The organism is Hyphomicrobium facile (genome assembly GCF_900116175.1).
In the GTDB taxonomy this organism is placed as follows: domain Bacteria; phylum Pseudomonadota; class Alphaproteobacteria; order Rhizobiales; family Hyphomicrobiaceae; genus Hyphomicrobium_B; species Hyphomicrobium_B facile.
Map to the genome: position 1 here is coordinate 129,033 of NZ_FPCH01000001.1, position 14,380 is coordinate 143,412.

Below are 14,380 nucleotides of genomic sequence, written 5' to 3' on the forward strand. Positions count from 1 at the left end.
TGTCGAAGTTGGCGATCGTCTAGAGACGGCGATAGAGGCAGTGGCGAGTCCTTCCGCCGGTTTTGGCTTTTGACCACCAATGACGATTTCAATTCGCCAATTAGTTGCGAAAGTGCGCCGAACGTTCAACAAGATCTACCATATGGGCTGCAGCGCGCACAGTAAGCGGATGGTGTGTAAAGCCGGGGCGCGGAGAGATGAAGCCCGCCATTTCGCGCGCCAGATTGAGCTGTTCATCCGATGCTTTGGCGAGCAAAGAGATCAGTAAGTTTTCCAAGGCAATGACCCGCACATGCAATGCCACCAACTCTGCATTGGTCATTTCTGGAATGGAGATCTGTTCTCCGCTAAGTATCGAAACTTTTGGCGCAGCTCCCCCTTCGTTGTCCCACCTTGATAGAGCGCGCTGACGCTGGGTAAAGTCGTCTGGATCGGAGCTTTGGCGCGACATGGCTAGTCCTTTTAAGAAGCACTCATGATCATTCGGACATCACAGCCAGACCCGAGATTCGACGAATTTTGGCTACAATATCGGTCTTCGTGACGATACCAGTGCCAATCAATATTTGTTTCATATCGGCATTCGGTAGCCATAAAATTCATGATCCTCGTTATAGCCTCCCTGGCCAGCGCCCAAGTCAGCGAAGCCGTTAACAAACTCAATCGCTGCAATCCACTTCACCATCTTGAAGCCCAATTCGTTCTCGCAACGTAACCGCAATGGCGCTCCGTGCAGAACGCTGACCGGCGCCGGCGGTCGGATCGGGCTTTCCTTGGTGGTTAGAGGTCCAGAGTCGTCCTTAGCGGTCCAAAATACGCCCCTTCGGTACCGGGACCTGGAATCGGAACCAAGGTGGGTATCGTCACGGCGGCCAAGCACATTTTCCTTGGCACTCTTGGGACCGGTGGGGGTAGTTGGCTTTTGCGCCATGTTCTTCTTCCAGGGGTTGCTGAACAAGGGTCGACGATTAGACCGCCAAACTCATGAACTCTTGCCGCGTCAGTGGATTGTCACGGACGCAGCCCAGCATACGACTGGTGACCAAGTCTGCGTTGGGCTTATGCACCCCCCGCGTGGTCATGCATTGATGTGCGGCCTTGATGATCACCCCGACGCCCTGGGGCCTGAGCACATCATTGATCGTGTTGGCAATTTGCGCCGTCATCTTTTCCTGAATTTGGAGTCTCTTGGCATAGGCCTCCACCACCCGGGCAAGCTTGCTTATGCCTACCACGCGACCGCTCGGGACATAACCTACCCAGGCTCGACCCAAAATCGGCGCCATGTGATGCTCGCAATGGCTTTCGAAGCGGATGTCCCTGAGCACGATCATTTCGTCATAGCCCTCGATTTCATCAAAGGTCTTCCGCAGGATCAGCGCGGGGTCTTGGGCGTAGCCAGTGAAGAACTCCTCGAGGGCGCGTGTCGCGCGGGCCGGTGTCTCGATCAACCCGCTGCGCTCCGGGTTGTCGCCTGTCCATCGAATGATGGTCCGAAACGCGGCTTCGACATCGGCCCTGTCAGGTCTGTCAGGTCTGTCGGCCTCGATGTTCTTCAAACATCTGGCCTTGTCAAACATCTGCGGGTTCACGTTCATCGACACTGTCCTCGGCTGTCGCGCCAACCGCTAACGGAGACAGACTCTCCGTTAGCGGTTGGCAACAAATCCCCGGCGTTGCCGATCACCTTCGTCGTCGGCGCCGGCCGTCCGTTATTCCGCGACGATATGGATCGTGCCCGTCATGCCAGGGTGAACGCGGCAGAAATAATCGATCGTCCCAGCATGCGTGAGCTGAAGCCGGGCGGATTTTTCTGCAATGACCATGACATCCCAATCTCCGTTTTTGGCGGTGGCTGTATGGTCGATGAAATCGCCGTTCAACCACTCTACGGTGTCGCCCACTTTGACGGTGATGTCTGCCGGTAGAAATGCGAGGTCGCTGATCTTGACTTGCACCACCTCGCCCGCGAGCGCCGAGGTGGCGTTCGCAAATTGCAGCAGTATGAGCATGGCCGAACAACGCAGAGTAGCTCGCATCGGATCCTCCGTTAATGTTGCTTGCTTGCCAATTGCTCGGCGTGCTGTTCGTGACCCTCGAAAATCTTGAGGCCGGTCTCGAGCAGACTCTTGAGTTCGCCGTTGTTCGCCGAGGGGATAAGTGTGTTCTTCAGAGCATCATTGACGGACTTATGGTACGCGACCTCGTTGTCGACATACGCCTTGTCGAATGCCGAGCCTGAGAGCTTCGCGAGTTCGGCTTGCTTTTCGGCGGACTGCTTAGAAAGGCTCTTGCTCGTGTCGTTGTCTTCTGGCGTGACGTTGAGCTTTTTGACAAGCGCCAGCGCCTTGTCATTCACCGCCTTGTGGTCACGGACCATGTCATTAGCGAATGCACGCACGCCGTCGTTCTTGGACTTCTCAAGAGCCAATTCCGCAGCCTTGATGTCGAGCTCTCCTGCCGTATAGGCAATGTGGGCGATCTGCGCATCGGAAGGCTTGTCGGCTGCTAGTGCAGGTGCAATTGCGGTTGCCAGTAGTATCGCTGCGGCCAGGCAGCTTGTTTGCAAATGGCGCATCTGTACCTCCGGGGTTGCTGAGCCGTAATCGGCTCTTTGCATTCTGTGGATTGGATGTACGCCCGCGCCAAAGGTTCCCAACAGTCAGGCAGGCACGGGCTTGCGATTGATCTCTTTGATCAAAAGACCAGCGCAGGTCTCCACTGCGCCGGCCAATCATTGAGCTTGAGTTATGGTAGCGTCCATACGGTGAGTGAACCGCCGAGGGCTGTGAAGCTCTTAAGACCCTCGTAGCCACCTACGGTACCAAGGCCGTCGGTCGGGTTCGTCAAACCAGCAGCGAGTCCGATACCGGCCCAGCCACCAACGCCCGAGAAAACGCCAATGTATTGCTTGCCCTTGTGAGTATAGGTGAACACATTGCCGATGATGCCCGACGGTGTCTTAAACTTGTAAAGGTTCTTGCCGTCCTTCTGATCGTCACACTTGAAATAGCCTTCAAGCGTGCCGTAGCAGGCAATGCCGCCGGCGGTGGTGAGAACACCTGACCAGACAGAGAACTGCTCTTTGTTCGACCAGACGATCTTACCTTTGCCAGCGTCCCAGGCGATAAAGTTTCCCATACCGCCGTGGCTATCTGAAGCTGGGAACATCGATAGCGTTGCGCCGACATAGGGCTGTCCCGCTGTGTAGGATACCTTGAAAGGCTCATAGTCCATGCAGACATGGTTCGTCGGCACGTAGAAGAGACCCGTCAACGGCGAATACGACGCCGGTTGCTCGTCCTTTGTCCCGAGCGCGGCGGGGCAAATGCCCTTCGTGTTGACATCCTGTCCACCCGTGAAGGGAGATTTGCCTGCAACGACAGCCGGGCGGCCATAGTTCGCGCTCTTCGGATCCAAATCGACGCCCGTCGTCCAGTTCACCATCGGATCAAATTTCTCGACGACCAACGGAATGCCTGTCTTGCGATCCAGCGTATACGCCAGACCGTTGCGATCGAAGTGCACGAGGACATTGCGCTTCTCTCCCTTTACGTCGAGGTCGTCGACGAGAATCATCTCGTTGACACCGTCATAGTCCCACTGGTCGAACGGCGTCATCTGATAGGCCCACGTGGCGACGCCCGTGTCCGGATTGCGGGCGAAGATCGTCATCGTCCACTTCTGATCGATCGGCTTGCCATCGGGACCTGCCCGCTGGACCGAGTTCCAGGTCGAGGGGTTTGCTGTGCCGTAGTACAAAAGGTTCAATTTGGGATCCCATGAGAACCAGCCCCAAGTCGAGCCGCCGCCGATCTTCCACTGATCGCCGTTCCATGTCTTCAGCGAGGAATCCTTGCCGACCGCCGTGCCGAGCGACATCGTCTTCTCGGGGTCGACCAAGATCTCGGTATCGGGGCCCGACGAGTAGCCTCGCCAGACGAGCTTGCCGTCGGCCACGTTGTAGGCCGAGATGTGTCCGCGTATTCCAAATTCGGCACCGGAAATTCCAACAATCACCTTGTCCTTGATGACGAGTGGAGCGTTTGTGCCCGTCTCTCCCTTCTTGGGATCGCCGTTAACAACCTTCCAAACTTCCTTACCTGTTTTGGCATCGAGCGCCACCAACGTTGTGTCTGCCTGGTTCAGGAAAATCTTGCCATCCGCGTAAGCGACGCCGCGGTTCACCGTGTCGCAACACATGACTGGAATGACGGACGGATCCTGTTTGGGTTCGTACTTCCATAGGATCCTCTGGTCGTTGTCGAGATCGAGCGCAAAGACCGGATTCGGGAACGGGCCATGGACGTACATGATGTTGCCGATGACGAGAGGCGAGCCCTCGTGGCCGCGCAGCACGCCCGTCGAAAACGTCCACGCGGACTTCAGGCTACCCACGTTCTCGGTATTGATTTGATCGAGCTGGGAATAGCGCGTGTTAGCGTAATCGCCTCCTTGCTTTGCCCAGTTATTCGGATCGCTCGTATTTTTAATGACGTCATCATTGGCCATTGCGGGTAGTGACAGGGCGATCACAGCGCTCATGGCGCCGAAGGGCGTTTTCCAGAGATTCATAAGCTTCTCCTTATTCGCGGAGTCCGTGACGACTCCGGAGACGGAGCCACGCTCGAACAGGGGTTGTTGCAAGGTTGGCTCTCAGGAGACGCCCGCCGCATCTGCGCGGAACGCTGAAGGGGGTCAGACAATCGCGACCTCAGCGACGGACGTCTTTAAGCCAATCTAATAGCCAAGCCCGATGTTGAGAATCGGCAGTTCTACCTATGCCAAATCGCGGCAGTGTTTTGATGGCGAAGCAAAGACGCGCGTCCGTGAAAAATCAATCTTGGACAGCCGTCTCATAAAAGACTGCAGACAACGCCTCGAAACAAAATGAGTCGCCGATGATGAATTCTCGAAAAGAGTACCTACACAGATTCAATCGTCGTTGATCTGACGATGCCCGAAATAGCCGTTTCGCGTTTCAATTCGATATGAAAGCCGCCTAGCGAGAGGACTTCCTCTCCTGGACAGGTCGAGCGCACGTCAGCGCGAATGGAGCTCCGTGCACAGCGCGAAAAACCTAGAGATAAGCAGCGATTTTGACGGCGATTGTCTCTGAAATTGCTCCAAGACGGGGAAAATTCGACAGTTTCACCGGTGCGCATCGGCGTTAAAAACCAGAACGTCTTCCGAGATCCGGTCGAAGTACGATGGGCTCGGGCTTTCAATGCATTCACGGGATATTGATGCCTTCGAGCGTCTATTGTGGATCCACGTTGCCGATATAAAATGTATGTCGGGCGTATGTTATGTGGGGCGTCGTGCCAAAAGCGCTCAGCGTGAGGATCAGCGTGACGGCGTAACTTTTTGTGCCGCGCTCGCTATCTAGCGTACTGCTCCAGCCGACTACCGATGGTGGCGAAGAAAATAGAGGGCCTGCTATGCAGCCGGCGGCGCATCCATCAAGCGTGCTTAAACAAAAAGATCTGGAGTTGGCTCGGGTCTTTGCGGCCTACACGATCTCGGCGACCGCTTGGCTTGTCTTCGCGACCTTCATTGGCATCTTGCTAGCTTATAAGTTCGGCGCACCGGATTTCGGATCCGGTGCATGGCTCACTTTCGGCCGCTTACGGCCGATTCATACGAATGCGACTTTCTACGGCTGGGCCAGCATCGCACTCGTCGGCTTGGCTTATTATGTTGCGGTTCGCAGCTGCCGCACACAGCTCTACAGTGTGCGATTGGCCTGGGTCGGGCTGTGGCTATTCAATATCGCAGCCATTGCGGGCACTATCGCGTTGGACCTCGGCTACAATGACGGAAATTTGGAATACCGCGAGTGGCCATGGCCAATTCGGCTAATATTCCTGTCGGCGCTCCTGGTCACCGCCTGGAACTTGGTCGGCACAGTGGCGCGGCGCACCACAGACGACATCTACCTGTCCAATTGGTACACGATGGGTGGCGTCCTATGGACATGCATCATCGCGGTGGTGGCAATCCTGCCGTGGTATCAATACGGTCTCGGCCAGGTCGCGGTTTCCGGCTACTACATGCACAATGCCGTGGGCATGTGGTTCACGCCGCTGGCGCTTGGTATTTTCTATTACGCACTGCCCAAACTGCTTAGCCGACCGATCTATTCTTATGCGCTTGGTGTTTTCGCGTTCTGGACCAATCTAGTATTTTACCCGATTATCGGTTCCCATCATTTCTTGTTCAGCCCGCTTCCTTGGTGGCTACAGACCACGGCCATCGTCTTCAGTGTAGCCATGCTCGTGCCAGTGCTGGGCGGTAGCGCCAATTTCCTGCTGACCATGCGGGGCCGGTTCGGTCAAATGCGCGAGTCCTATCCGCTCGCCTTCATCTTCGTCGGCGTGATCGGCTATCTGGTGGGGTCGTCTCAAGGAACAGTTGAAGCGTTCCGCTCAATGCAGGCAGTCTGGCATTTTACCAATTATACCGTCGGTCATTCGCACCTCACGATGTATGGCTTTGTCAACTTTGCTGTCTGGGGCTGCATTTATGCCCTGTTGCCAGCAGCAACCGGAAAGTACCCCGGTCAAGCGGGCTTAGCGTTGCATTTCTGGATGGCCCTCGTCGGAAGCTTTATCTATGTCCTTTCCCTGTCGATCGGCGGCACCATCCAAGGTTTAAATTGGATACAGGGATCGCCCTTCATTCAGTCTGTCGTGGACATGGGGCCATTCCATGTATGGCGAGGCGTCGGCGGCATACTCATGTTTCTGAGCCACGTGGTGTTCGCCTGGAATGTCTGGTGCATGACCTACGGCCCCAGTGCCAGGGCGGCGCCGCTGGTGCCGGCGCTGGCCAGGGATGACACGGCATGAACAAGCTGGTCGCGATAGCCGGTGGTTCGACGTTGGTCTATGCGGGCCTCGCGCTCCTGATGGGAGTTTTGCCGGGCATCACCCTTTCGCAGACACCGGCTGGCCCGGGAGTAAATCCGCTTACGCTGATCGAAGCCGAAGGCCGCGACGTATACGTCGCCAACGGCTGCAGCTACTGCCATACGCAGCAAGTACGTCCATTGACTCAGGACAAGGTTTTTGGGCGGCCGTCGGCGCCCGGCGATTTTGCCTATCAGACGCCGGAGCTGCTGGGCTCGGAACGCACTGGCCCCGACCTCACCAATATCGGTGCCCGGCAGCCAAGTGCGGTATGGCAGTATATTCACCTCTATAATCCGCGTGCGGTGGTGCCTGAATCAATCATGCCATCGTTTTCTTGGATGTTTGACGTCGTGGACAAGGCCCCAGCCGGCATCACCCCGGTGCCTCTGCCCAAGGCTTATGCGCCGGCAAATGGTGTCGTGGTTCCTAGCAGTGAGGCGCAAGCTCTGTTGGCTTATCTGATGTCATTGAAGCAAACCGCGTGGCAAGAAAACAAAACGACCGCAGGCACTCCACCGGCGCCTTCCGAACGGCCTGCTACAACCAGCCTAGCAGCGACGCAAGCTCCGTCCGCTGGCGCGTCGGCCCCCACTATCAGCGGTTACGACGCCGCCAAAGGCAAACAGCTGTTCAGCGCCAATTGCTCGGTCTGCCATCAGGAGACTGGGGAAGGTCTCGCTGGCGCGTTCCCGCCGCTCAAGAACAACGCTGTCGTCAACGACGCGAATCCGGGCGCGCACATTCACAACGTATTGTTCGGCCTCGAAGGTGTGCCTGTCGATGGCGTCAAATATGAAAGCGCGATGCCTCCATTTAGCACCGTGCTCAACGACGCTGACATCGCGGCGATCGTCAATTACGAGCGCAGTTCCTGGGGCAATCACGGTAAGCTTGTGACGGCGCAAGACGTGGCCGCCGAACGCGCCAAGGGCAAGTAAAGCGGAGGACGTCATGGAACATCAAATGGCAGGACCGTTGTTCGGCAACCTCATCATCATCGCGATGTCGGGCGCGGTTACGGTTGGATGTTTTGTGGCCATGTTTTGGATGTTGCTGTGGCCCGGTGAAACGGACCGGTGCCATCCCAAATACGATATTCTGCGTCACGACCGCTAAGGCAGAGGTGCAGTCATGAAAAATCCGCGCGTACGCATTTACCTGGATGACGAAGCACAACCGATTGCCGATCAGGAACTGCGTACGGAGTTTTCTGTCGATACCACCAAATTAACGGATGGGCCGCATCGACTGACCATCATGGCGCGCGGCGAGAGCGGACATGAGGGCTTCAAGCAAATTCCGTTTGTCGTGCATAATGGCCCGGGCATCGTCGTCTCGGGACTGCGCCCGCACTCAGTTCGCCACGGCGAAGTCCGCTTCACCGTAGATGCATTCAGCGCCGACGATCCGTTCGATCCGCGCCGCGCCGAGGCGCGCTCGTCGATTCCGGTGTGGGTTTGGGTGATGTCGCTGTTCGTAGTCGCCTGGGCGGTTTGGTACGCCGCACGCATGTGGGATGTACCAGCGGAGTTTTTGCATTCACCGACGTACGGTAGCCAGAATCTTCGGGAACACCAAACACCGCCGGGGTGAAGACCACAGACTCTGCCTCGGCATGAGGGCGCCCGTATGCAGCACCGGCGGCCTGTTCATAAACTTCCCGGATGTTGTGGAAGCCGTCATCTCTGTCGTCAAATGCCACCGACAGCGAGCATGCATGGCTACGCCACTTCGGCGCACTGCATCTCGGCGAGACGAGTACGTCCGACTTCGTGTGACCGCACGGTCAACTCGGCAACCGTGGCTAGTATCGCTACGCGGTGTTCTTCGGTTTCGCTGACGACGATGCGAGCTCAAGTGTCTCTGCTTGCGTAACGGGCCAGTCCGTGGGGCCGCACCTTCGGCTGTTAGAAGACGACTCGTCGATGGTTATCTGAAAGATGTGACTGCGGCGAACCTTCTTTCTCAGCACCGCCACGGCGAGCATGAGAGACCAACGTTTACGATTTGAAGTCACCGGGCCCTGCACGTAGGTAGAACTGCCGATTACCCCCGGCCGCCTAATCATTATATTCAAGCCAGAAAACCTGTCCCCGTGCGGTCTCACCGTCTGGAATCCTTGACTCCCTTTCTCAATGAACGAAGAGGCATTATGTCGAACGAACTGTTTCCATCAACCACACGAGAGCTCGCCCAGAAGCGTCGAGACTTGTCGCCAGAGACCGAGGCCGCCTTTCAGGCGTTTAGCCAGAAAGTATTCGAGGACGGAGTGTTATCCGCGAAGGTCAAGCAGATCATTGCAGTTGCGGTGGCGCACGTCACGCAATGCCCCTACTGCATCAAGGGTCACACTAAGGCAGCCTTGCGGCACGGCGCGACAGAAACGGAACTGATCGAGGCGATCTGGGTTGCGGCTGAAATGCGTGCCGGAGGTGCCTACGCTCATTCCGTCCTCGCGGTCGAGGAAATGGAGAAAGCAGCGGCAGTAAAGAGCGTATAAATGTTCTTTTTCAAGCAAGACAAGAAATGCTATGTCGCGCTGCGCGCCAAAGCGGACGAGACACCGAACATCGGCAGTTCCACCTAGGCGGACCTCCTGACCGGGGCCGTCAATGCCAGCCCCGGTCTGAGCCCAACGAACTCAGTTGATTGCAGCATCGGAACTTTTCACTTCGGGGTGCTCCCCATGATTTGACGGCGTGCGATCCGACGTTTCGCCGTCCGAGGTGGTGTCAATTTGAGAGCTCGGCGTGGGTGAATGCTTGGTCGGCGTGCGGTCCGAAGTTTCCCCTGGCATCACACCGCCGGAATTGGACCGGATTTGTGGTTCTGCCAGCACAGTTTGTGCACTCGCAATTGGCGAAAGCGAAGCAAGCGCCCATGCTAAAACAACGAACCCGATGGATTTGTTCACGACGTCCTCCTAGGAGCAGATAAGCTGCTCAATGAAAATTGCACATCGGTTCCCCAAAGGTTTTTGATTGGCAGGCGGGAACCGAAGCGTCTTCCATACCTAGGAACTAATATTGCGATATAAATTGGTATTTCTGCCCATGCAGAGAGGGGCATGAATACAGAGACAATTAAATCATTGAGCAGGCGCGACGTTTATGGCGCTCGTGAATCCAGATTGACAAGCGACATCCTGACCAAGCGTGAAAGACTTCGTGCACTCAACTTCGTCATGATGTGAGACCGGTGGTGCTCGGCGGTGCGCGTGCTAATCCCGAGACGTCCGGCAATCTCCTTGTTCAGATGACCTTCGACAAGCAAGGAGAAGACTTCGCGCTCGCGAGATGTCAGCTTTTGGAGACACGTTTGTGCTTCATCGCGCCTGGCACGCTGCTCGGCCAATTTTCTCTGGCGGGCGAGAGCCTCGTTGAGAGTTTCAAGCAGCACCTCAGGGTCGAGTGGCTTCTCGATGAAATGCAAAGCTCCGAGACGCATGGCCTGGACCGCGATTGGTACATTGGCTTGTCCCGTCATGACGACGAGCACAGCGTCAATTTCTCTCTGGGCTAGGTGCTGCTGAAGCTCAAGGCCGCTCATTCCTGGTAGGCAAACGTCGACCAGAGCGCAGATCGGTCGCTTGTCTTTGAGAGACCCAAGGAACGCTTCCGCCGAAGAGAAGAGACGCCCATCGAAGCCAGCTGTCCTTAGGAGGACGGACAAGGAATCCCGTATAGCGGGGTCATCGTCGATAACATGCACAGTGGGCTCATGCTGCATGGCTGCCACATCCATCGACTGGCAGGCAAAGGTGGAAATTCGTGCCTCGCGGAACTGCCCTTTCCCACCAAATCAGCCCGCCGTGGGCTTCTATGATCTGCTTACTAAGTGGCAACCCAAGTCCCATCCCGTGAGGTTTCGTCGTTTGGAATGGTTCGAACACGTGTTCCGCGATTTCAGACGAGATGCCCTTCCCATTATCAGAGACTTCAATCTCAATCTTTGAGCTATCGTGGCAACACCGGACGCTGACCATGCCGTCTGACGTCTCAGCGGCGGCATCGATCGCATTGTTGATCAGTATGAGCAGTACCTGCTTGATCTGTATGGCATCTGCCATCAGGGCCGGCAACGACCCGGGCTCAATCTCTATGCGTACGGCTCTTGCCGCAGCATCATGCTGCAACAAGCGCACGACCCAATCCGTGATCTCAACCAAATTCACCGGCAAGCGCTCGGCTCTTTCACCAGATACCAAGAGGCGAAGGTGTTGGAGAACGTCGCGCGTCCGTTTCAATTCGATTTCGGCCTTCTCCATGGTTTCGGCAAGACTCACATGATCGACGGGAGTTATTTGGAGGAGGCGCCGTGCTGCATGCACATAAGTCGCTAGGGCCGAAAGCGGCTGGCTCATCTGGTGCGCCAACCCCATACCCATGATCGCTGCCGCCTTGAAACGTGACAGCCGCTCGGCTTCGCCCAGTTGCGGCCGTATCTCGAATTGAGGCCCGTCACAGCGCGTCAGCGAGGCAATTGGAGGATAACCGGACATTACGTCACCTCAAACAGTCATGGACAGTTCCAGCGGAGATGCGGCTTGCGGGCAAGGCCTGGCACCACGCACTCGCCGCGGTGAAACGCAATGCCAAGCGTGAGGGATTCTGCGATCTTCTCGCTCCGAAAAAGGCATGCACGAGCTCGTGGATCATCGTTTCGGTAACCCCGGCCTCAAGGCCCGAGGATTTGAGATGTGGCGCACGCATGGAGTAGCTCGCTCCAACGAACCATAATAAGATGTATGGTTCGTACATCTTAAACTGAAGCGCCTCAAAAGCAAGTTTCCCACGCTCATGTGAGACAGCAGCTATGCGATCGACGGTCCTGTCGGACTATTCCTTGCGAATTCTGCGCCGGTAACCAAGTGAGCTACATGACCTTCGTCGTCACCGAAAACTGCATCAAATGCAAATACACCGACTGTGTGGAGGTGTGCCCCGTGGATTGCTTCTACGAGGGCGAGAATATGCTCGTCATTCATCCGGACGAGTGCATCGACTGCGGCGTGTGTGTTCCGGAATGTCCTGCCGAGGCGATATTCTCGGACGCCGATCCCGAGGCCACGCCGCACGGGCTTGAGGCCAACCGGACGTTCGCCGATCTCTGGCCAAACATCACGGGTAAAAAGCCCCCGTTGCCTGATGCGGATAAGGAAAATGGCCGGAAAGGCAAAGAGGCCGAGCTGTCGCCGCAGCCTGCATCGGAGGGTGTCACGTGACAGTCCACGGCAGCCTTCCGCCAGGATTGACCTGTTACAAGCGCACCACTCAGTTCACCCGCGAGACTGTGCCGGAAGGCCTTTTGGCGGAGCACAAAACGAAAATGGGCGTGTGGGGTTTGCTGCGAGTGACGGGTGGCCGGATTCGCTACTGTATCGACCATCCTCGGTCGAGCGTTGACGTCGCCGCGGGCCATGCGGCCGTTATCGAGCCGCAGGTTTTGCACCACGTGGAGCTTCTCGATCCCGACAGTTCTTTCTTAGTGGAATTCTATCGTGCTGAGCACGGTGACTAGATCTTCGGCGGGTGCCGTCCGCTCCATACGATGCGCGTGTCCGGAAACTAAGGCGCGTCATCGGACCCAACGATACCGCTCGCCGTCGTGCTCGCGATGGCAGCATCCTTCATACTGTCGTGAACTTTGGTTCCGTCTCTCGCGTCGCTCATGCTCAGCGCGCGCGACCCGAATAAGCGCCATCGCCCGGTCTCGCCTCACGCGCCGTTGAGGGCGGCCTCGCTTACCTCGAACGGCGAATGGCGCGCATCGCGCAGTTCTTGCTTGGCTGGAAAGTCTTTCCCGTTGCAGGCCTTATCTTCGCACTCGCGCTCAGTATGTTTGCTGGCACGAACGTCGGCCGTGAGTTCTTTCCGGAAGCCGATGCCGGCATGATCAGGCTTTATGTCCGGGCGCCAACCGGGCTCAGACTTGAAGAAACCGCACGCAAGTTTGCCGACGTGCAGCACGAGATTCGCAGCATCATTCCCGAAGGCGAAGTCGGCTTCATTGCCGAGGCCATCGGCAGTCCGGAGCCGATCAATCTCGCATGGGTCGAAAGCGGGGTCGTCGGCTCCTTTGACGGCGAATCCTCGTACAGCTCGCCAGTCCGCACGCGCCCACTGCGGGATACGTCAGCCAAATTCGCCAAAAACTGAATGAGCGTTTCTCTGAACTCGCGTTCTATTTCCGTCCGGCGGACGCGACGGCTCAGACGCTGGCGACCGGCACCCAGACGGCGATCGAGGTGCGCGTGATCGGACGAGATGTTGCCGGCAACGCCGAAATCGCTCGGGATCTAATGACGCGCATGGAGCAGATTCCTGGCGTCGTCGACATCACACTGCGGCAAGTGCGCGATCTGCCGTCATATTACCTCGAAATCGACCGGGTGCGGGCACTGAGCTCGGTGTGACGCCGCAGGATGCGGCGACGGCGTTGTTGGCCGAGCGGCGAGTCGACATCGGGGATCGCGTGGAAGCGGGTGACGTGCTCTTGCGCATCGAGGCACCGGAAATTTACGCGCGAGCTGATGGCCCAAGAGCTTGGCGTTACGCTTCTCATCAGCCGCGGCGTTCGCTTGCTGACGGCCTCCGGCGATGACCTAACGGCGAGTGACGACCCGACGCGAAAGATGATGCGCCAGATCGCCGGAGCCTTCGCCGAGTATGAGAAAGCCCGGCTCGTCTCCAAGCTCCGGCACGCCCGCGATCGCTTGCGGGAGACCGGCGTAAAGGTCGAGGGGCGAAAGTCCCATGCGGAGAAGCGGCCGGAGGTCGTCAAGGAGGCGCGCCGGTTGCGGCGGGCGGGCTTTAGTTACGACAAGGTCGCCGAAATGCTCGCTGGTAAAGGCCACCTCAATGAGCGAGGTCAGCGATTCAACGCGAAGAGCGTTCGGGCAATGATGCCGAAGAGCGAGCGGCGCGCACGCACGCCCAGCGTCGATATTGAGCCTGCCTAATGCGCTCGATACCCCCCGGCGTCTTCGCGCCCGTCGATTTGCCGCCGTGTAGTTTGCAGCGACCATTGCGCATCGACGGCGCGCGGCACGCATGCCCATCACGGCATCGCGCCTCGCAGCGGATCTGACGGGTGAAGGCCTTGTGATACTCGTAGTCCCACTCCCGGAGGACGGTCTCGACGCGATCTCGCTCTTCCTTGGTGCTGCCGCCGAGCTGGCGTCTCATGCACTCAGTCCAAACGTCCCTTGCCATTTGGCGATTCCTTCTGGCGAAATATAACACCCCATGACGCGCACCACGCGCGAGTCCCCTTACCTCGATCTTGGCGTGCGAACAGGGTCGCTTGGGTTCGTCCGGTCAGCTCAAAAGCTGATCCCATTCCTTATCGACCCACTAACAAAGGTGGAGGAGCTGCCGCATTGCTTCATCTGCGTTCGCTAGCTCCAATGCGGTGGGGCGACTGTGGGCGGCATCATCACGCCAGTAGCTGAGCAGGCCCATGAA

Annotated in this window: 19 protein-coding genes; 10 read left to right on the plus strand and 9 right to left on the minus strand. The window is 57.3% G+C overall.

Annotated features, from left to right (window positions below; translation table 11 throughout):
• Window positions 1–100 precede the first annotated feature (100 nt).
• The 5 genes from BM399_RS00620 to BM399_RS00645 all read right to left on the minus strand — a co-directional run bounded on the left by BM399_RS00620 (window position 101) and on the right by BM399_RS00645 (window position 4,575).
• Window positions 101–451 (minus strand): hypothetical protein, encoded by a 351-nt coding sequence (locus BM399_RS00620; RefSeq protein ID WP_092862745.1) that lies wholly within the window; start codon window positions 449–451, stop codon window positions 101–103.
• 517 nt (window positions 452–968) lie between these two features.
• Window positions 969–1,580, minus strand: a complete 612-nt coding sequence (gene folE / locus BM399_RS00630; protein WP_092866029.1) for a GTP cyclohydrolase I FolE — start codon at window positions 1,578–1,580, stop codon at window positions 969–971.
• Between the two features lie 132 nt (window positions 1,581–1,712).
• On the minus strand, window positions 1,713–2,039 hold the full coding sequence (locus BM399_RS00635; RefSeq protein ID WP_092862748.1) for a cupredoxin domain-containing protein: 327 nt from the start codon (window positions 2,037–2,039) through the stop codon (window positions 1,713–1,715).
• An 11-nt stretch (window positions 2,040–2,050) separates the two neighbouring features.
• On the minus strand, window positions 2,051–2,578 hold the full coding sequence (locus BM399_RS00640; protein WP_092862750.1) for a DUF4142 domain-containing protein: 528 nt from the start codon (window positions 2,576–2,578) through the stop codon (window positions 2,051–2,053).
• 170 nt (window positions 2,579–2,748) lie between these two features.
• Window positions 2,749–4,575 carry a methanol/ethanol family PQQ-dependent dehydrogenase gene (locus tag BM399_RS00645; RefSeq protein ID WP_210186943.1) on the minus strand — a complete coding sequence of 609 codons (1,827 nt, stop codon included), beginning with the start codon at window positions 4,573–4,575 and terminating at the stop codon, window positions 2,749–2,751.
• Window positions 4,576–5,441: 866 nt separating this feature from the next.
• Between BM399_RS00645 and BM399_RS00650 the strand changes: the two genes are divergently transcribed.
• The 5 genes from BM399_RS00650 to BM399_RS00665 all read left to right on the plus strand — a co-directional run bounded on the left by BM399_RS00650 (window position 5,442) and on the right by BM399_RS00665 (window position 9,414).
• The gene (locus BM399_RS00650; RefSeq protein ID WP_092862752.1) at window positions 5,442–6,851 is read left to right on the plus strand and encodes a cbb3-type cytochrome c oxidase subunit I; all 1,410 of its coding nucleotides are present in this window, start codon (window positions 5,442–5,444) and stop codon (window positions 6,849–6,851) included.
• Window positions 6,848–7,852: a cbb3-type cytochrome c oxidase subunit II gene (locus BM399_RS00655; RefSeq protein WP_092862814.1), complete on the plus strand. Its 1,005-nt coding sequence runs from the start codon at window positions 6,848–6,850 to the stop codon at window positions 7,850–7,852. The genes BM399_RS00650 and BM399_RS00655 overlap by 4 nt, the downstream gene beginning before the upstream one ends.
• A 13-nt stretch (window positions 7,853–7,865) precedes the next feature.
• The gene (locus BM399_RS21015) at window positions 7,866–8,030 is read left to right on the plus strand and encodes a hypothetical protein (RefSeq protein ID WP_177227998.1); all 165 of its coding nucleotides are present in this window, start codon (window positions 7,866–7,868) and stop codon (window positions 8,028–8,030) included.
• A gap of 15 nt (window positions 8,031–8,045) precedes the next feature.
• A complete protein-coding gene (locus BM399_RS00660) occupies window positions 8,046–8,507 on the plus strand; it encodes a cytochrome C (RefSeq protein WP_092862817.1) in 462 nt (153 codons plus the stop codon).
• A 559-nt stretch (window positions 8,508–9,066) separates the two neighbouring features.
• Entirely contained in the window at window positions 9,067–9,414 is a 348-nt protein-coding gene (locus BM399_RS00665; protein WP_092862820.1) for a carboxymuconolactone decarboxylase family protein, read from the plus strand.
• Between the two features lie 141 nt (window positions 9,415–9,555).
• On the opposite strand, the gene BM399_RS20820 is transcribed toward BM399_RS00665, so the two are convergent.
• The 3 genes from BM399_RS20820 to BM399_RS00675 form a co-directional block, all read right to left on the minus strand.
• Window positions 9,556–9,828, minus strand: coding sequence for a hypothetical protein (locus tag BM399_RS20820; RefSeq protein ID WP_143111292.1), 273 nt, complete (start codon window positions 9,826–9,828; stop codon window positions 9,556–9,558).
• 194 nt (window positions 9,829–10,022) lie between these two features.
• The gene (locus BM399_RS00670) at window positions 10,023–10,658 is read right to left on the minus strand and encodes a response regulator (protein WP_092862823.1); all 636 of its coding nucleotides are present in this window, start codon (window positions 10,656–10,658) and stop codon (window positions 10,023–10,025) included.
• The gene (locus BM399_RS00675) at window positions 10,633–11,415 is read right to left on the minus strand and encodes a sensor histidine kinase (protein ID WP_092862826.1); all 783 of its coding nucleotides are present in this window, start codon (window positions 11,413–11,415) and stop codon (window positions 10,633–10,635) included. The genes BM399_RS00670 and BM399_RS00675 overlap by 26 nt, the downstream gene beginning before the upstream one ends.
• A 378-nt stretch (window positions 11,416–11,793) precedes the next feature.
• On the opposite strand from BM399_RS00675, the gene fdxA reads away from it, so the two are divergent.
• The 5 genes from fdxA (at window position 11,794) to BM399_RS00700 (ending at window position 13,875) form a co-directional block, all read left to right on the plus strand.
• Window positions 11,794–12,138: a ferredoxin FdxA gene (gene fdxA / locus BM399_RS00685; protein ID WP_092862832.1), complete on the plus strand. Its 345-nt coding sequence runs from the start codon at window positions 11,794–11,796 to the stop codon at window positions 12,136–12,138.
• Entirely contained in the window at window positions 12,135–12,434 is a 300-nt protein-coding gene (locus tag BM399_RS00690) for a TehB family protein (RefSeq protein WP_210186944.1), read from the plus strand. Before fdxA ends, BM399_RS00690 begins: the two co-directional genes overlap by 4 nt.
• A 239-nt stretch (window positions 12,435–12,673) precedes the next feature.
• Window positions 12,674–13,072, plus strand: a complete 399-nt coding sequence (locus BM399_RS00695; protein ID WP_092862835.1) for an efflux RND transporter permease subunit — start codon at window positions 12,674–12,676, stop codon at window positions 13,070–13,072.
• 95 nt (window positions 13,073–13,167) lie between these two features.
• Window positions 13,168–13,329 carry a hypothetical protein gene (locus BM399_RS21020; RefSeq protein ID WP_177228000.1) on the plus strand — a complete coding sequence of 54 codons (162 nt, stop codon included), beginning with the start codon at window positions 13,168–13,170 and terminating at the stop codon, window positions 13,327–13,329.
• 9 nt (window positions 13,330–13,338) lie between these two features.
• Window positions 13,339–13,875 (plus strand): recombinase family protein, encoded by a 537-nt coding sequence (locus tag BM399_RS00700; protein WP_092862838.1) that lies wholly within the window; start codon window positions 13,339–13,341, stop codon window positions 13,873–13,875.
• Here the strand turns inward: BM399_RS00700 and BM399_RS21565 are convergent.
• The gene (locus BM399_RS21565; protein ID WP_143111293.1) at window positions 13,793–14,128 is read right to left on the minus strand and encodes an HGGxSTG domain-containing protein; all 336 of its coding nucleotides are present in this window, start codon (window positions 14,126–14,128) and stop codon (window positions 13,793–13,795) included. The two genes, BM399_RS00700 and BM399_RS21565, sit on opposite strands and share 83 nt — an antisense overlap.
• Window positions 14,129–14,380: the final 252 nt, after the last annotated feature.